The organism is Streptomyces sp. NPDC005004 (assembly GCF_053600675.1).
This window is the reverse complement of record NZ_JBSGAH010000006.1, coordinates 75,980-93,872: the sequence shown is the minus strand read 5'-3', so window position 1 is coordinate 93,872 and position 17,893 is coordinate 75,980. Positions and strand designations below refer to the sequence as shown.

13 protein-coding genes are annotated in these 17,893 nt (G+C 72.4%); 5 read left to right on the top strand and 8 right to left on the bottom strand.

The genetic code is table 11. The annotated features are described in order from the left end of the window. Positions 1–180: 180 nt before the first annotated feature. Both ACWEEU_RS10085 and ACWEEU_RS10080 read right to left on the bottom strand, forming a co-directional pair. Positions 181–2,832: a protein kinase gene (locus ACWEEU_RS10085; protein WP_451730615.1), complete on the bottom strand. Its 2,652-nt coding sequence runs from the start codon at positions 2,830–2,832 to the stop codon at positions 181–183. Between the two features lie 165 nt (positions 2,833–2,997). Then, a complete protein-coding gene (locus ACWEEU_RS10080) occupies positions 2,998–4,962 on the bottom strand; it encodes a serine/threonine-protein kinase (protein WP_385741725.1) in 1,965 nt (654 codons plus the stop codon). A 170-nt stretch (positions 4,963–5,132) separates the two neighbouring features. On the opposite strand from ACWEEU_RS10080, the gene ACWEEU_RS10075 reads away from it, so the two are divergent. After that, complete coding sequence (locus tag ACWEEU_RS10075; protein WP_451730612.1) at positions 5,133–6,230, top strand: serine hydrolase domain-containing protein; 1,098 nt, start codon at positions 5,133–5,135, stop codon at positions 6,228–6,230. A gap of 135 nt (positions 6,231–6,365) precedes the next feature. Here the strand turns inward: ACWEEU_RS10075 and ACWEEU_RS10070 are convergent, their stop codons facing one another. Next, the gene (locus tag ACWEEU_RS10070) at positions 6,366–8,072 is read right to left on the bottom strand and encodes a glycerol-3-phosphate dehydrogenase/oxidase (RefSeq protein WP_451730609.1); all 1,707 of its coding nucleotides are present in this window, start codon (positions 8,070–8,072) and stop codon (positions 6,366–6,368) included. 292 nt (positions 8,073–8,364) lie between these two features. Between ACWEEU_RS10070 and ACWEEU_RS10065 the strand changes: the two genes are divergently transcribed. Both ACWEEU_RS10065 and ACWEEU_RS10060 read left to right on the top strand, forming a co-directional pair. Beyond that, on the top strand, positions 8,365–9,573 hold the full coding sequence (locus ACWEEU_RS10065; RefSeq protein WP_385741681.1) for a nucleotide sugar dehydrogenase: 1,209 nt from the start codon (positions 8,365–8,367) through the stop codon (positions 9,571–9,573). A 140-nt stretch (positions 9,574–9,713) separates the two neighbouring features. Then, a complete protein-coding gene (locus tag ACWEEU_RS10060; RefSeq protein ID WP_451730606.1) occupies positions 9,714–10,241 on the top strand; it encodes a hypothetical protein in 528 nt (175 codons plus the stop codon). Between the two features lie 69 nt (positions 10,242–10,310). Here the strand turns inward: ACWEEU_RS10060 and ACWEEU_RS10055 are convergent, their stop codons facing one another. From ACWEEU_RS10055 to ACWEEU_RS10040, 4 genes are all read right to left on the bottom strand, one after another. Continuing rightward, the gene (locus tag ACWEEU_RS10055) at positions 10,311–11,435 is read right to left on the bottom strand and encodes a GuaB3 family IMP dehydrogenase-related protein (protein WP_199586193.1); all 1,125 of its coding nucleotides are present in this window, start codon (positions 11,433–11,435) and stop codon (positions 10,311–10,313) included. A gap of 112 nt (positions 11,436–11,547) precedes the next feature. Next, positions 11,548–13,056 (bottom strand): IMP dehydrogenase, encoded by a 1,509-nt coding sequence (gene guaB, locus ACWEEU_RS10050; RefSeq protein WP_385741674.1) that lies wholly within the window; start codon positions 13,054–13,056, stop codon positions 11,548–11,550. Between the two features lie 248 nt (positions 13,057–13,304). Further along, complete coding sequence (locus tag ACWEEU_RS10045; RefSeq protein ID WP_018543959.1) at positions 13,305–13,892, bottom strand: sigma-70 family RNA polymerase sigma factor; 588 nt, start codon at positions 13,890–13,892, stop codon at positions 13,305–13,307. Between the two features lie 873 nt (positions 13,893–14,765). Beyond that, a complete protein-coding gene (locus ACWEEU_RS10040) occupies positions 14,766–15,377 on the bottom strand; it encodes a response regulator transcription factor (protein WP_003948568.1) in 612 nt (203 codons plus the stop codon). Positions 15,378–15,758: 381 nt separating this feature from the next. Between ACWEEU_RS10040 and ACWEEU_RS10035 the strand changes: the two genes are divergently transcribed. Next, positions 15,759–16,088, top strand: coding sequence for a WhiB family transcriptional regulator (locus ACWEEU_RS10035; RefSeq protein WP_199586195.1), 330 nt, complete (start codon positions 15,759–15,761; stop codon positions 16,086–16,088). A gap of 133 nt (positions 16,089–16,221) precedes the next feature. Here ACWEEU_RS10035 and ACWEEU_RS10030 read toward each other — a convergent pair whose 3' ends face one another. After that, entirely contained in the window at positions 16,222–17,130 is a 909-nt protein-coding gene (locus ACWEEU_RS10030) for a LysR family transcriptional regulator (RefSeq protein WP_385741669.1), read from the bottom strand. A gap of 80 nt (positions 17,131–17,210) precedes the next feature. Here ACWEEU_RS10030 and ACWEEU_RS10025 point away from each other — a divergent pair, with 80 nt between their 5' ends. Then, positions 17,211–17,879, top strand: a complete 669-nt coding sequence (locus tag ACWEEU_RS10025; RefSeq protein ID WP_451730600.1) for an MOSC domain-containing protein — start codon at positions 17,211–17,213, stop codon at positions 17,877–17,879. Positions 17,880–17,893: the final 14 nt, after the last annotated feature.

The window sequence follows — 17,893 nt, the reverse complement described above, 5'->3', positions numbered from 1 at the left end:
CAGGGTCAGACTAAGGACCGGCCGCCCCGCAGGGAACCGGCGGGGTCCTACGGAGACAGCACTGTGACGGTTGTCGCTTCCGCGCCGCGGCGGGAACCCAACCCCGGCTCCCCCGCGGGGTTTAGCCGCTTCGCGCGCCTCGTGGCGGTGGCTCGGCGCGCGGCCTCGGCGGCAGGCCGCTCAGCCGGTGTAGCGGTACGTCGACGTGGCCTGGTCGTACAGCCGTGTCACCTCGTCCCGCTCCGCCTCCGGACCCCGGACCTGGACCACGTGGTAGCGGCCGTTCAGCAGCATCGCCATGTTGCGCACGTACAGGTCGCGGCCGCCTGCGTCCGTCCAGGTGAACTGCCCCTCGGCCATGGTGCGTCCGCCCACCTCGATGGTCCTCAGACCGGTCGCGGTGGCCCAGCTGGAGGAGCGGTACGGCTGGAGTTCGCGCTCCTTGTCCCGCTGGTACACCATCGGGTCGGTGCCGTTGGTGCCCGTACCGTCCCGACCGGGCACGACGATCAGCTCGAAGTTGCCTTGGCTGTACACGACTTGGCCGCTGTTGTTGCGGGGGGTGCGGTCCCAGCCCTTGGCGACGGCGACCCGGAAGCCGTCCGGGTCCGAGCGCAGGGTGAAACCGTCGGCCACCGAGGCACCGCCGGTCTGGGTCTCGGCGGCGGGGGCGGACGCGGTCGGCTTGTCGTCCCCCTTGTCATCGCCCTTGCCGTCACCGGCACTTGGGCGCTGCTCGTGGGAGGGGGCGGGACTCGCCTGTCCGGCCGTACCGGCGTGGTCGCGGCCCGCCGCGCCGTCCTCGCCGCGCTTGGGCAGGAACAGCATCGCGTAGGCGACCGCCCCGGCCAGCAGGAGCAGGACGAGCAGCACCAGGAGACGACCGAGGCTGCGCGGTGAACGCTCCGGCTCGGGACGGCCCCGCTTGTGCCGGGCGTGCGGGTTCCGGGCGGGCGCGCGGTTGCGGCGCCGCCGCACCAGCTCGCCGCGCCGCCGCACTATCGGCAGCCTGCGCGGGTCGGCGGGCGGCACGGGCACCACATGCGCACCGGCGTCCGGCTCGGGCGCCGAACGCACCAACGAGCGCAGCCACCCGGCGAGTTCCTCGACGTCCGGCCGCTCGGTGGGGTCCTGCCGCAGCAGCGACTCCACGACCGGACGCAGCGCCCCGCACTCCTCCGCGAAGGCGGGCGGCTCGGCGCACACCAACTGCACCAGCTCGGCCGTGGCCTCCTCGGGATACGGCGCGTGCCCCTGCACCGCCCGGAACAGCAGCGCCCCGAGCGCCCACAGATCGGTGGCGGGCCCGATCGGCGCGGCCAACTGCCAGTTCTCGTGCACCGGCCCGGCCTGCTCCGGTGCCCACCGCTCGGTGACGGCCCCGACGACGCTCATCCGCATCTGCCGGGCCCGCTCGGCGGCGATGGCGTTGCCGGGCCCGCGCGGAGCGGCCCCGACGGGACCGATCTCGTCCCACCGGGAGACTCCGCCGATCTGCGCGGGGATCGCGGGCTGGGGGTGGATGTGCTCGGCGCCGTGGGCGGCGGCCCCGTTACCGGTGTCACCACCGAACGCCCCGGGCGGGACGGGCGCGGGCGACGGTACGGCTCCGGTGCGGGGAGCGGCCCCGTGCCAGGGCCTGCCCGCCACGCCGTAGGGGTCGGCGATGGTGCCGGGCGGGGTGGACTCCCGCCCGTTGGCGTACGGCCGCTCGGCATGGGGCCCGGTGGCGGGCAACTCGCCACGGCGCGGCTCGGCCGGACGCGGCTCGGCGTAGGGCGACCTGGCCCCGGCCTCGGCGTCGTTCGACCCGCCCGGCTCGGGCGTACGGGCGCCGGGAAGGGCGGCACGGTCCTGGGTCTCGTTCACCCGGGCCGCCGCACGCGCTCCCGCGCGGTACGCGGCGATGGCACCGGCGCGGGCGGCGCGGATGTCCTCCCCGCTCTCCAGCGCGCGCCGTCCGGACGCCCCGGACTCCCCGCCCGCGGCGGCGGCCCGCGCCTGGATCGCGGCACGCCGGGCGGCCTCGGGGTCGGTGTCGGCACCGGCGTCGGGACCGGGTCCCGGGCGGACGGGCAGGGCGCCCGCGTCGGCCGCACGGGCGCCGAACGGCACCCCGGTGGCCCCGCCGACGGACCCCTCGACCGGTGTCCCCGGCCCGCCCGGACCCGGAGCGCCGACCGGATGCTGCTGCGCCGGCGGAACCTCCCCGGGCTCCACCGGCACCGGGTCGTACCCGCACAGCGCCTCCTCCGCCGCCCCGGACGCGAGGCCGGTCAGCAGGACGCGGCCGTCGTCGCAGACGAGGACGGTGCGGGCGGTGACGTTGCGGTGGGTCCAGCCGTGGGCGTGCAGGACGCGCAGCGCCATCAGCACGTCGGAGGCGACCTCGGCGGCGCGGTAGGGGTTGAGCGGCTGCTCGGCGAGGAGCGCCGACAGGGGCTGTGCGGACACCAGTTCGCTGACGATCCAGAGGGAACCGCCCTCCGCGAACACGTCGAAGACCTGGTCCAGGCGGGGGTGGTCCGGTATCCGGGCGGCCGCCTGCGCGGCCTCCAGCGCGCGTCGCACGGCGGGGTCGGCCGGCCTGCGGGTGGCACCCCGGGCCGCCGAGGGACGCCGCCCGCGCTCACGCGCGGTGAACCCGTCGGGCAGCCCCTCGGAGTCGATGACCTCGGCCTCGACGACCTCGGGCAACGGCACCTGGCGGACCATCACCTCCTGGCCGCTGTAGGTGTCGAAGGCCCGCGTCTCCGTCAGCTCGTACTCGTCCGAGGGCGGCAACGGCAGACGGTAGCGGTCGGCGAGCACTCGGCCCGCGTATTCGTCCACGTCGCCACCCCCTGCCGTACGGTCGCCCAGGATCGTTCCCCTGGCGGTCCGTTCCGCGCGTACACCCCGCCGCGTACGGTCCGCGACCACTCACGATACGTGCCGGAGGCAACCCGCATTGAGGGGATGACGGATTCTCGCGCTCCCGAACTGGGCTCTTTCAGGTCACGAGTTGGGCTCGAAGGACTCCGTCAGGGTCTTCCAGGTGTCCTTGCGCAGCGCGCTGTCCCAGTGGTCGGCCTTCGCGGTGTACATCAGCGCCTGACCGAGGTGGTCGTTGACCACGAAACCCCGGTCGATGGAACGGTACTTGGTCCCGCCGTCGACGTAGGTGAACTCCCAGTCGGCCGTGTTCCAGTCGCGGTAGTGCACCTTGTCTATGCCGATGCGCTTGTACTGGGAGCGGACCATGTACCGCTCCTGGTTCTTCCAGTCCGCCACCGGGTCGTCCTTGGGCGTGCTGGTCCAGGCGACGAGCAGTTTCTGGCCGTCCGGGCCGGTGTAACGGTCGCCGGCGTCCGAGGAGGACTCGTACGACCAGCCCTTGGGCAGGCCGATGGAGTAGCCCTGGGCCGCCTTGTGGGTCGAGACGACCGGTGCGGCGCCGCCCTTCCCGGAGCCCGAGGAGTCGTCGTCCGATCCGGACGAGCCGGACTCGGAGGAGGCCGTCTCCGCGCTCGCCGACGTGCCGTTCGCGGTGCTCGCCGAGGAGCCGCCGTCGGGCGCGGCGCCGCCGCCCTTGCCCTTGCCGTCGTGGTCGTCCCGCTTGACGGAGGCGGAGGACGAGGGGGCCGCCTTGGAGCCGCCGCCCTTGTCCGACCCGTCGCCACCGCCGAGGGTGACGGCGAGGACGACGCCGATCACCGCGAGCGCCACCACCACCGCGATGATCACCAGCGTGCGCCTGGGCACCACGTCGGTCAGCGGCGCCTTGGGCACCGGGCGCGGCGGCAGGTCGAGGTCCGGCGGCGGCATGACGGGCCAGCCCGAACTTGGCTTGTTGCCGACGGAGTCGGAGGCCCCGGAGGCGCTCTGGGAGGCCGGTCCGGAAGCCGTCGTGGTCTTGGGCGCGCCCGCACCGGAGGCACCGCCCTGGCCGGCGGCCTTCGCACCCGCGGCGCCTGCCGCTCCGGCTCCGCCCGCCTTGCGGACCGAACGCAGCGCCCCGCGCAGCTTGTCCGACGCCTCCTCGCCCCGCTTCTCCTCGGGACCGGGCTGCACCGGGAGCGGCACGACCCGCGTGGGCTCCAGGACCTGCGGTTCCGGCGCGCGGATCACGTCGTTGAGCAGGGCCCGGGCACCCGCGTCGTCGAGCCGCTGCGCCGGGTCCTTGGTGAGCAGGCCGTAGATGACGTCCCGCAGCGGGCCCGCGTTCTTGGGCTCGTCCAGGGGCTCGGTCATCACGGCGGTGAGGGTGGCGATGGCCGAACCCTTGTCGTACGGCGGGGTGCCCTCGACCGCCGCGTACAGCAGGCCGCCCAGCGACCAGAGGTCCGCCGCCGGGCCGGGCTTGTGGCCGCGGGCGCGCTCCGGCGAGATGTAGGAGGGCGCGCCGACGAGCATGCCGGTGGAGGTGATGGAGGGGTCGCCCTCGACCTGCGCGATGCCGAAGTCGGTGAGCACCACCCGGCCGTCGTCGGCGATCAGCACGTTGGACGGCTTCACGTCACGGTGCAGGATGCCCTCGCGGTGCGCCGAGCGCAGCACGTCCAGGACGGCGAGACCGACCTCGGCGGCGCGCCGCGGCTCCAGCAGGCCGTCCTCGCGGATGACCTCGGCCAGGGACTTGCCCTCGACCAGCTCCATGACGATCCACGGCCGGTCGTCCTCGTCGACCACGTCGAAGACCGTCACCGCGCTGTTGTTGCGGATACGGGCGATCGCCTTGGCCTCGCGCAGGGTGCGCGTGATCAGGCGCCGCTTCTCGTCCTCGTCGATGTTCGACGGGAACCGCAGCTCCTTTACCGCGACCGTCCTGCCCAGGGTCTCGTCCTCGGCACGCCACACCGTGCCCATGCCGCCCCGGCCCAGCACGTCCCCCAGCCGGTACCGCCCGGCGAGAAGACGACGCTCGTTCTTGCCCTGACGAGTCTCCTGACGGGATGTCCCCGCCCGCTCCGCCTCCGACATGCGTCCCCTCATGCAACCCGCCCTGACAGAGCCTCCATTGTCTCTCACCCGACAAGTGGCCGATGCCCTGGGGGCCCCTGTTCTCGCCGCCGGTCCCCCATATCCGGAGGCCGCCTGAACCAGATGTTCCAGTTGCCGGGATGATGTCCCCGGCGAGGGAGGAGACGCACATGCCGACGCTTCGGACAGTCCTGTCCATACCGGTTCTCGCGGCGGCTCTGCTCCTTTCTCCCACCTTGTCACCCGACACCTCCGGCACCACCGCCACGGCCGGGACCACGGACGCGGTGCTGCCCCGGCTGGTCACCGAGGGCGGGGCCCCGGCCGCCGCGCTGCTGAACCGGATCCGCACCGGTCCCGGGCGTGTCTCGCGCTACGCCGACACCGGCCGGGGCATCGCGCGCACCGACCACTTCCGGGCCGGCAGCATCACCAAGACGTTCGTCGCGGTGGTCGTGCTGCAACTGGCCGCAGAGCACCGGCTGTCGCTGTCCGACACCGTGGACGAGCACCTGCCTGGCCTGCTGCGGCCGTCCCGGACCACCGGGCCCCGCTCCGGCCCGCTGCCGGACGGCCGCCGCATCACCCTGCGTCAGTTGCTGACCCACACCAGTGGACTGCCCGATTTCACGCATGTCACCGGTGGCACGGCTCCTTTGACCGCGCCTCAGGCCGTCGGTCTCGCATTCACCCTCCCTCCGGGCCGCCGGGGCCACTACTCCTACTCCAGCACCAACTACGTCCTGCTCGGCATGGTGATCCGTCAGGTCACCGGCCACCCCTACGCCGCCGAGGCACAGCGCAGGATCATCGCCCCGCTCGGTCTGACGGGCACCTCCTTCCCCGGCTCGCGCCGCTCGCTTCCCGCGCCGCACGGCCGCGCCTTCACGGCCGACGGCTCCGACGTCACCGAACTGGACCCGCGCGTGGCCGGCGCCGCGGGCGAGCTGGTGACCACGCTCGACGACCTGGACCGCTTCTACGCGGCCCTGCTGGGCGGCGAGCTGCTCACCCCGCGCCGGCTGCGCGAGATGATGGACACGCGTGCCGCACAGGGGAAGTACGGCATGGGCCTTTATCCGGCCCGGCTTCCGTGCGGGGTCACCGTCTGGGGACACAACGGACGGATCAGCGGAAGCTATGTGCGCACGGCCGCCACGGCCGACGGCGGCCATGTGCTCACCTTCCGCGTGAACACGGACGCGATGACGGATCCCCGGCTCGAACCGGCCCTGCTCGCCGCTGAGTTCTGCCCTCGCACCTGGTAGAACGCGCGGGTTCCGGCCGGAGATCCCGGATTCGGCCACTCGTTCGAGTGAACCCGGGCGCTCGGCCGTCAGGTCCCGGAGTCCGGCGCCGGAACCCGGGCCCGTCGCCGGAACCCCGTGCCGCGCTCCCGGGACCTACAGCGGCACGATGTCCGGCGCCCCCAGCCGCGCCGCGTCCGCCGTGAGGTCGTCCGGCTGGCGCTGGGACTCGCGCTCGGCCTCGACCCGCTTCTCGTAGTGCTCGACCTCGCGGTCGATCTGGTCCTGGTCCCAGCCGAGCACCGGCGCCATCAGCTCGGCGGCCTCGCGGGCACTGCGGGTGCCCCGGTCGAAGGTCTCGATGGAGATGCGGGTGCGCCGGGTGAGCACGTCGTCCAGGTGCCGGGCGCCCTCGTGCGAGGCGGCGTAGACGATCTCGGCGCGCAGGTAGTCGTCCGCGTGCCGCAGCGGCTCCCCCAGGCTCGGGTCGGCGGCGACGAGGTCCAGGAGCTGGTCGGTCATCGAGCCGTACCGGTTGAGCAGGTGCTCGACGCGGGCCACATGCAGTCCGGAGCGGGCGGCTATGCGCTCGCGGGCGTTCCACATCGCCGGGTAGCCCTCGGCGCCGAGCAGCGGGATCTCCTCGGTCACGGAGTCGGCCACCCGCCGGTCCAGGCCGTGCACGGCGGCGTCGACGGCGTCCTCGGCCATCACCCGGTAGGTCGTGTACTTGCCGCCCGCGACGACCACGAGCCCCGGCACCGGGTGCGCCACGGTGTGCTCGCGCGACAGCTTGCTGGTGGCCTCGGACTCGCCGGCCAGCAGCGGCCGCAGCCCGGCGTAGACGCCCTCGACGTCGTCCCGGGTGAGCGGCACCGCGAGCACCGAGTTGACGTGCTCCAGGACGTAGTCGATGTCGGCGCTGGAGGCGGCCGGGTGAGCCTTGTCGAGGTCCCACTCGGTGTCGGTGGTGCCGACGATCCAGTGCCTGCCCCAGGGGATGACGAACAGCACGGACTTCTCGGTACGCAGGATCAGACCGGTGCTGGAGTGGATACGGTCCCGGGGCACGACGAGATGGACGCCCTTGGACGCCTTGACGTGGAACTGGCCGCGCTCCCCCACCAGTGCCTGGGTGTCGTCGGTCCACACCCCGGTGGCGTTGACGACCTGACGGGCACGGATCTCGTATTCCCCGCCACCCTCCACGTCCTCCACCCGGACGCCGACCACCCGCTCGCCCTCGCGCAGGAACCCGATCACCCGGGCGCGGTTGGCCGCCTTCGCGCCGTAGGACACCGCCGTGCGCACCAGGGTGGCCACGAAGCGGGCGTCGTCCACCTCGGCGTCGTAGTACTGCAGGGCGCCGACCAGGGCGTCCTTGCGCAGACAGGGAGCGACGCGCAGGGCGCGGGTGCGGCTGAGGTGGCGGTGCAGGGGCAGGCCCCGGCCGTGTCCTCGGGCCATCGACATCACGTCGTACAGCGCGACGCCCGTGCCCGCGTAGAGCCGCTCCCAGCCGCGGTGCTGGAGCGGGTAGAGGAACGGCACCGGCTTGACCAGGTGCGGGGCGAGCCGCTCCAGCAGCAGTCCGCGTTCCTTCAGCGCCTCGCGGACGAGGGGGAAGTCGAGCATCTCGAGATAGCGCAGACCGCCGTGTATCAGTTTGCTGGACCTGCTGGAGGTGCCGGAGGCCCAGTCGCGGGCCTCGACTATCCCGGTGGACAGCCCGCGTGTGGCGGCGTCCAGTGCGGTCCCGGCGCCCACGATGCCGCCGCCGACGACCAGCACGTCCAGTTCGCGCTCCGCCATCTCCGCCAGTGCCTCGGCGCGCTGCGCCGGATCAAGACTCGCTGTCCTCACCGCTGCCTCCCGCTCCTCGCAGAACCTGCTCGCGTCGGCCGCACCCGGTGGGCGAAGCCCGGTTCACCCCCTCCTCATGCCCAAATTCTGACCGCCTCGCGCGGCTTCAGCCACCACGGACTTCCGCCCTGTGGACAACTCCCCCGTGTCCCCCGCATGACACGGAAGACACACGAACACAATCACACATAACGGTCATATTTTTACCTAGTCTGACAGTGCGCTCGCTCAGCCGGTCCACACCGCTTGCGCACCTGTCCCACTTCGGCTAACGGGAAGGACGGCCCACGCCATGCCCGCAGACCTCGCCGTCATCGGACTCGGTCCCTACGGCCTGCCGCTGGCCCAGGCCGCCGTCGCCGCAGGCATCCCGACCATCGGCTACGCCACCGGACCCGAGGCGGGCTCGCTCAGCCCCGCCGAACTGCGCCGGATGCGCTCCACCGGCTTCCGCCCCGGCACCGACCCCGTCCACCTCGGCCGCGTCCGTACCGCCGTCATCTGCGCGCCGACCCCGCGCGGCGCCGACGGCTCCCCCGACCTCGGCCAGGTCGAGGCCGCCGCCCGCGTCCTGGCCGGACAGCTCCGCCCGCACACCACCGTCGTCCTGGAGTCGCCCGTCCTCCCCGGCACCACCGAGGACGTCCTGCGTCCCCTCCTGGAACGCGGCTCCGGGCTGCGCGCCGGGCGCGACTTCCACCTCGCCTATTCACCCAGCCGGGTGGACCCGGGCAACCGCGACCGCACCCCCGCGGGCACCCCTCGTGTCATCGGCGGCCTCACCCCCGCCTGCACCGAGTCGGCCGCCGCCTTCTACGGACGCCTCACCGACAAGGTCGTCCGCGCGCGCGGACTGCGGGAGGCGGAGACCGTCCAGCTCCTGGAGACCAACTTCCGGCACGTCAACATCGCGCTCGTCAACGAGATGGCCGTCCTCTGCCACGAGCTGGGCATCGACCTGTGGGACGTCGTGCGCTGCGCGGAGACCAAGCCGTTCGGCTTCCAGGCGTTCCGGCCGGGCCCCGGCGTCGGCGGCCACTCCGTCCCGCAGGACCTCGCCGGCCACGCGAGCCGGGGTCTGCGCATGGTGGAACTGGCGCAGCAGGTCAACAGCCGGATGCCCGGCTACGTCGTCCAGCGCGCCGCCGCCCTGCTCAACGAGCACGGCAAGTCCGCCCGGGGCGCGCGCGTGCTGCTGCTCGGTGTCACCTACAAGGCCGACCTCGCCGACCAGCAGGGTTCCCCCGCCCACGAGATCGCCCTCCGCCTGATGGAACTGGGCGCCTCCGTCAGCTACCACGACCCGCTGGTCCCCTCCTGGAGCGTCCTGAACCACCCGGTCCCACGCGCCGACTCCCTCTACGAGGCGGCGGCCGACGCCGACCTGACGGTCCTCCTCCAGCCCCACCGCACCTACGACCTCCAGGGCCTGTCGGTGAAGGCGCAACTGCTGCTGGACACCCGGGGCGCCACCCCCACGGGAGCCGCGCACCGGCTCTGAAACAGCCTCAGACGGAAAAACCAGACGGGTGTTGTCGTACCCGGCTGTTAATCTCCCCCGGACTCGTCGCACAGATGTGCGCGTCGTCTTCCATTTCTTCTTGGTCCAGGGGTGCCCACGGCACTCGGGGGGATTCCGTCATGAGCCGGTCAGCACCGCCGCCCGTCCCGCAGTCTCCGCAGGCCGACGAGCCGACCGCGAGCAACCCGTACGCCGGTGAGCCGGGCGCCGTACCCGTCGCGCCCCCGGCACCGCAGGCACCGGTCCGGAGCAACCTGGTCGGCGGTCTGCTCACCGCCCTCGGCGCCGCCGTGGTCGCGGGCGGGCTCTACGGGGTCGTCATCGGCCTCACCGAGCACGAGATCGGCTGGGCGGCCGTGGGTGTCGGCTTCGTCATCGGTCTCGCGGCGGGCAAGGTCGGCGGCCGCAACGCCGTCCTCCCGATCGTCAGCGTGGTGCTCGCGCTCGCCGCGGTGTACCTCGGCCAGCTGGTCGGCGAGGCAATGATCATCGCCAAGCTGGTGCACCGGGACTTCCTCACCGTCTTCCTGAGCCACTTCTCGGTCGTCCAGGACGCCTGGCAGGAGGAGATGGACCCGCTGACCTGGCTCTTCTTCGTCATAGCCGGGTACACCGCGTTCACCGGCACCCGCAAGGCCGCCGGCTGACGGCCCTCGCACACCGCGAGGGCCCGGCCACCGTCGTGGTGGCCGGGCCCTCGTGCTGTCTCGTACGGGTCAGCGGCGGTGCTGGCTGTCCGCCACCGTCACCTCGACGCGCTGGAACTCCTTCAGCTCGCTGTAGCCGGTGGTGGCCATGGCGCGGCGCAGGGCGCCGAAGAAGTTCATCGAACCGTCCGGGGTGTGCGACGGTCCGGTGAGCACCTCCTCCAGGGTGCCGACGGTGCCGAGGTCCACCTTCTTGCCGCGCGGCAGCTCCTCGTTCACCGCCTCCATGCCCCAGTGGTGACCGCGGCCGGGCGCGTCGGTGGCGCGGGCCAGCGGGGAGCCCATCATGACCGCGTCGGCACCGCAGGCGATCGCCTTCGGCAGGTCGCCGGACCAGCCGACACCGCCGTCCGCGATCACGTGCACGTAGCGACCGCCGGACTCGTCCATGTAGTCGCGGCGGGCCGCCGCCACGTCCGCGACGGCCGTCGCCATCGGAACCTGGATGCCGAGCACGTTGCGCGTGGTGTGCGCGGCGCCGCCGCCGAAGCCGACCAGCACACCGGCGGCGCCGGTGCGCATCAGGTGCAGCGCGGCGGTGTAGGTCGCGCAGCCGCCGACGATCACCGGGACGTCCAGCTCGTAGATGAACTGCTTGAGGTTCAGCGGCTCGTGCGAGGACGACACGTGCTCCGCCGAGACGGTCGTGCCGCGGATGACGAAGATGTCCACGCCCGCGTCGACGACGGCCTTGGAGAACTGCGCCGTGCGCTGCGGGGAGAGCGCCGCCGCCGTGACCACGCCGGAGTCGCGCACCTCCTTGATGCGCGCGCCGATCAGCTCCTCCTTGATGGGAGCCGCGTAGATCTCCTGCAGACGGCGGGTGGCCAGCTCGTCTGGCAGCTCGGTGATCTCGTCGAGCAGCGCCTGCGGGTCCTCGTGGCGGGTCCACAGACCCTCCAGGTTGAGGACGCCGAGGCCGCCCAGCTCACCGATGCGGATCGCGGTGGCCGGGGAGACCACCGAGTCCATGGGAGCGGCCAGGAACGGCAGCTCGAAACGGTAGGCGTCGATCTGCCAGGCGATCGAGACCTCCTTCGGGTCTCGCGTGCGGCGGCTGGGGACGACGGCGATGTCGTCGAAGGCGTACGCCCGGCGGCCGCGCTTGCCGCGCCCGATCTCGATCTCAGTCACGTCATGCCTTTCCTCTTGCGTTTCGGCTCTTCCAGTATCCCCGACACCCATGGCAAAGGCGGCCCCGGTGGAACCGGGACCGCCCTCGTCAGGTGCTCCGCGTGGGTGCGGGTCAGGCGCGGCTGCTGTAGTTCGGCGCCTCGACCGTCATCTGGATGTCGTGCGGGTGGCTCTCCTTGAGGCCCGCCGAGGTGATCCGGACGAACCGGCCGTGCTCCTGCAGCTCGGGCACGGTGCTGCCGCCGACGTAGAACATCGACTGGCGCAGACCGCCGACCAACTGGTGGACCACGGAGGACAGCGGGCCGCGGTAGGGCACCTGGCCCTCGATGCCCTCGGGGATGAGCTGCTCGTCGGAGGCGACGCCCTCCTGGAAGTAGCGGTCCTTGGAGAAGGACTTGCGGTCGCCGCGGGTCTGCATCGCGCCGAGCGAGCCCATGCCGCGGTACGACTTGAACTGCTTGCCGTTGATGAAGAGCAGCTCGCCCGGGGACTCCGCGCAGCCCGCGAGCAGCGAGCCGAGCATCACGGTGTCGGCGCCGGCGACCAGGGCCTTGGCGATGTCACCGGAGTACTGCAGGCCACCGTCGCCGATGACCGGGACACCGGCCTCCTTGGCGGCCAGCGCCGCCTCGTAGATCGCGGTGACCTGCGGGACGCCGACACCGGCGACCACGCGCGTGGTGCAGATCGAGCCCGGGCCGACACCGACCTTGATGCCGTCGGCGCCCGCGTCGACCAGCGCCTTGGCGCCATCGCGGGTGGCGATGTTGCCGCCGATGACGTCGACGCCGGAGGAGTTCGACTTGATCTTGGCGATCATGTCGCCGACCAGCCGGGAGTGACCGTGCGCGGTGTCCACGACGATGAAGTCGGCGCCGGCCTCGATCAGCGCCTGCGCGCGCTCGAAGGAGTCACCGGCCACGCCGACGGCCGCGCCGACCAGCAGCCGGCCCTCGCCGTCCTTGGCCGCGTTCGGGTACTGCTCGGCCTTGACGAAGTCCTTGACCGTGATCAGGCCCTTGAGCACACCGCGGTCGTCGACCAGCGGCAGCTTCTCGATCTTGTGCTTGCGCAGCAGCTCCATCGCCTCGGGGCGGGAGATGCCGACCTTGGCCGTGACCAGCGGCATGGGCGTCATGACCTCGTGCACCCGGCGGCTGCGGTCGGTCTCGAAGGCCATGTCGCGGTTGGTGACGATGCCGAGGAGCTTCTTCTCCGCGTCGGTCACCGGGACGCCGCTGATGCGGAACTTCGCGCACAGCGCGTCGGCCTCGGCGAGCGTGGCCTCCGGGTGGATGGTGATCGGGTCGGTGACCATGCCGGACTCGGACCGCTTCACCAGGTCGACCTGGTTGGCCTGGTCCTCGATCGACAGGTTGCGGTGCAGCACGCCGACGCCGCCCTGGCGGGCCATCGCGATCGCCATGCGGGATTCGGTCACCTTGTCCATGGCGGCGGACAGCAGCGGGATGTTGACACGCACGTTGCGGGAGACGTACGAGGAGGTGTCGATGTCCTCGGGCGCCATGTCCGACGCGCCCGGGAGCAGCAGCACGTCGTCGTAGGTCAGCCCGAGTGTCGCGAATTTACCGGGCACTCCGTCGACGTTGGCAGTCATGACACCTTCCCCAAATGGCCTTGATCGGTGCGGATGTCCATGCTAACGGGAAGCGTCGCCAGCAAATTCCACGCTGTGGGGGCACCGCGGGCTTCGTGTTTTCGTACGGAAACGGTGGCGCGCGCGTTCACGCACGGCCGCGCGCCCGCCCTGCCCGGACTGCCCTTCGGCCGTCCCACCACCGCTTTTTCGCTCCGCGTAGGCCGGTCGTCCCGGCCTCGGCGGACCGCCAGGGGGCGGCGCGGGGGCTACTGCTCGGCCAGCGCGCGCAGCCTGCTCAGCGCGCGGTGCTGCGCCACCCGTACCGCTCCTGGTGACATTCCCAACATCTGCCCCGTCTCCTCCGCGGTCAAGCCGACGGCGATACGCAACAGCAACAGCTCGCGCTGGTTCTCGGGGAGGTTGGCCAGCAGCTTCTTGGCCCACGCCGCGTCGCTGCTGAGCAGGGCGCGCTCCTCGGGGCCGAGGGAGTCGTCGGGGCGCTCGGGCATCTCGTCGGAGGGAACGGCCGTGGACCCCGGGTGCCGCATCGCGGCGCGCTGGAGGTCGGCGACCTTGTGCGAGGCGATGGCGAAGACGAACGCCTCGAAGGGGCGGCCGGTGTCGCGGTAGCGCGGCAGGGCGAGCAGCACCGCGACACAGACCTCCTGGGCGAGGTCCTCGACGAAGTGGCGCGCGTCGCCGGGCAACCGGGACAGGCGGGTGCGGCAGTAGCGCAGGGCGAGGGGGTGGACGTGCGCGAGCAGGTCGTGCGTGGCCTGCTCGTCCCCGTCGACGGCACGGTGTACCAAGGCGCCGATCGCCCCGTGAGCCGTGCTCGCCTCCTCGTCGCGCATCGGTCCATGGTGCCTTGCGGCCGTCCGGTCCGTCGCATCGCGTTCGTGGTTGTGCACCGAAGCGTTATGAGCAGGTGCGCCCGCAGCAGTCATCCGCCGCACCCTCCCCTTCCGCTTGACCGACTCCCCGAGAGACTCCACACCTCAAGGATGCGGCATCCCCACGGAAACGAGCAGCGGGCACCTTCGGGGGTGGGGGGAGTGGGGGGTGGAGCGGGGGCACGGGCGGCTCGTGCGAGGCGTGCGGGCCGGCTCTGCGGGGGCAGGCCGTCGGGTGCCCGGACTCCCTGTGGTGCGGTTCTGTGTGCCCGCGCCTCATGTGGCGCGCCGCCGTTCAGCCGGACCCCATGTGCCGAGGCCCTATGTGGACCGCCCCCATGTGCCGACAACCCATGTGGGGAGGCCATATGTGCACCGCCCCCACGTGCCGACGACCCATATGGCCGGCCACCCTGTGGCGACACCCCAGGTAGCCCCGCCCCACACCGCAACCCGGCACCACGTGGCAGCAGTCCGGCACCACGCGACACCCCCGCAGCACGAACCACCGTCACCGCCACCACCGCCCCCGAGCACCACCCACGCACACCGTCACGCGCACGCCCGAACTCGACGACAGCAAACCGCCCCGGCCCACCGCCAGGTGACCGCATCACAGCCCACCTCCGGACGCCGGTCGCACGACCGGCTCCACAGCGAAAGCCCCTCGGACAGCCCCCGTGAGCGACCGGCGCCACGCGGCGTGCGACAGCGCACCGCGAGCGCAGGCGAACAGACAGCCGGAAGCGCGAGCCCCCGTGCACCCGGTCCGCCCCGCCCGCCGGTCGGCAGGCGGGGAGCGACGGGTGGCGGGGCACCGCCGCCGCGCATGTCCTAGCGGACCAGACCCCAGCGGAAGCCGAGTGCCACCGCGTGGGCGCGGTCGGAGGCGCCGAGCTTCTTGAACAGGCGCCGGGCGTGGGTCTTGACGGTGTCCTCGGAGAGGAACAGCTCGCGGCCGATCTCGGCGTTGGAGCGGCCGTGACTCATGCCCTCGAGGACCTGGATCTCCCGCGCGGTGAGCGTGGGCGCCGCCCCCATCTCGGCCGAGCGCAGCCGACGCGGGGCCAGCCGCCAGGTCGGGTCGGCGAGGGCCTGCGTCACCGTGGCCCGCAGTTCGGCGCGCGAGGCGTCCTTGTGCAGATAGCCGCGCGCCCCGGCCGCGACGGCCAGCGCCACGCCGTCGAGGTCCTCGGCGACGGTGAGCATGATGATCCGCGCGCCCGGGTCGGCGGACAGCAGCCGACGCACGGTCTCGACACCGCCCAGGCCGGGCATGCGGACGTCCATGAGAATGAGGTCGGAGCGGTCGGCACCCCAGCGGCGGAGGACTTCCTCGCCGTTGGCAGCCGTCGTCACACGCTCGACGCCGGGCACGGTCGCGACCGCGCGGCGGAGCGCCTCTCGGGCAAGCGGGGAGTCGTCGCAGACGAGGACGGATGTCATGACCGCCCTCCGCAGCTGATGCGCGTCACCTTGAGCCTCCAGGCTGGTACGGAATCGTCACCTGTGCGGTCGACCGTCTCGGACGCCTGCCCGAGCACTTGTGTTTTCAACCGCCTCCGCACTCTCAACGACGGTCACTCGAAAGAGTTACGGGGCCACACGCTGTCTTCGGCACTCTACGTGAGGGGGCCGACACGGTGGAGACATGGCCGACCGACCCTCGCCGTTTCATCACAACCCATGCCCCATTTAGACCTTTTTGCTCCCATTTCACGGTGTCTAGAGCTAGATTCGCAATGAGTCATATTTTCATCTCCTTAGACCGCAGATGTACGGTCGAAGGCACCGTATCCGCCCAGAACGGCTACAAGGGGTCACGTAATGGCAGATTTCTCCCGCCTTCCCGGACCGAACGCGGACCTGTGGGACTGGCAGTTGCTGGCCGCCTGCCGCGGGGTGGACAGCTCGCTCTTCTTTCACCCGGAGGGCGAGCGCGGGGCGGCTCGGAGCGCTCGTGAGAACTCGGCCAAGGAGGTCTGTATGAGGTGCCCGGTCCGGGCCGAATGTGCGGCACACGCCCTGGCGGTACGGGAGCCGTACGGCGTGTGGGGCGGCCTCACCGAGGACGAGCGCGAGGAGCTGATGGGGCGGGCACGCAACCGCCTGGTGTCGGCGTCGACCACCGGCGGGGGCGCCGCCCCCAACACCTGAAGGAACGTTTCTGTATAAGTCTCACCGGGCACGCCCACACGTGTCCCGGACCCTTGGTGCCATAGACCAGCCGTGACCAGCGCCTTCGCCCGTTCCCCCGCAGCACCTCCGCCCGCGGGGCGACTGCGGGCGCCTACGCCTGCCGCCTCAGACCCTCGGCCGCCCGCGTGAGTTGCTCCAGCGTCGCCGCCACCGCCGGGACCTGGGCCAGGTCGGGGAGGGTGAGCGCGACGATCTCGCGTCGTACCGCCGGTTCCAGGCGGACCACGCGCACGCCCCGGGGCCGTACCGAGTCCACCGCGAGCTGGGGCAGCACCGCCACCCCGAGACCGGCGCCGACCAGGCCGATCACCGCCGGGTAGTCGTCGGTGGCGAAGTCGATGCGCGGGGTGAAGCCGGCCCCCTCGCAGACCTGCACCAACTGCCCCCGGCAGCGGGGACAGCCCGCGATCCAGGGCTCCTCGGCCAGTTCCCCGATGGCGACGGACTCGGCGCGGGCGAGCCGGTGGCGCTCGGGGACGAGGGCGACGAGACGGTCCGTCAGCAGACGCCGTACGACCAGGTCGTCCCACTCCTCGGCGGCCGCGCCCGCGTAGCGGAAGGCGAGGGCCAGGTCGCAGTCGCCCTCGCGCAGCAGTTCGACGGACTTCGGAGGCTCGGCCTCCTCCAGGGAGACGCGGGTGCCGGGGTGGGCGGCGCGCAGGGCGGCCAGGGCGCTGGGGACCAGGGTGGAGCTGCCGCTCGGGAAGGAGACGAGCCGGACCCGGCCCGCCCTCAGTCCCGCGATCGCGGCGACCTCCTCCTCCGCGGCGGTGAGTCCGGCGAGGATGCCGGAGGCGTGCCTGACCAGGGCTTCTCCGGCCTGGGTCAGCCGCATCTCGCGGCCGCCGCGCACCAGCAGCGGGGTGCCGACCGAGGCTTCGAGCGCCTTCATCTGCTGGCTCACGGCGGGCTGGGTGCAGCCCAGCTCGCGGCCGGCCGCCGAGAAGGAGCCGGTCGTGGCGACGGCGCGCAGGACGCGGAGATGACGTGCCTCGATCACACGTCGAGCATAAGCCGCGCTTGGGAGCGATGCCCAATATCGCGTCGCCGCTTTGGGAGACGGTCACGTACCGTGCGCACATGAAGCTTCTCTCCGTCAATCTCGGGCACCCCAGAGCGCTGCCGTACACGGACCAGGCGCAGGGCCTGACGGGAATCGACAAGCGGCCCGTCGCGGGGCCGGTGCGGGTGACGGCCCCGGGCCCCAAGGGGGTCGGCGGGAGCGGGCTCGCCGGGGACGCGGTGTGCGACCTGCGCCATCACGGCGGGGACGACCAGGCGGTGTACGCCTTCGCGCGCGAGGACCTGGACGAGTGGGAGCGGGAGCTGGGCCGACCTTTGGCCAACGGCTGCTTCGGCGAGAACCTGACCCTGGGCGGCGTCGAGGTGTCCGGGGCGGTCATCGGCGAGCGGTGGCGGGTCGGTCCGGAGCTGGTTCTGGAGGTCACCTCGGGGCGTATCCCGTGCCGTACGTTCCAGGGCCATCTGGACCAACGGGGATGGGTGAAGAGGTTCACCCGGAAGGCGGCGACCGGCGCCTACCTCCGGGTGATCGAGCCGGGCGAGATCCGGGCGGGCGACGCGGTGGAGATCGTGCACCGGCCGGAGCACGGGGTGACGGCGGCGATGCAGTTCCGTGCGGTCACCACGGAGCAGGAGCTGCTGCCGCTGCTGCTCCCGGCGATCGACACGGTGCACGGGGAGGTACGGGCCCGGCTGCACAAGTACCTGGCGGAACGGGCAGGCTGAGGGCACGTCACCGA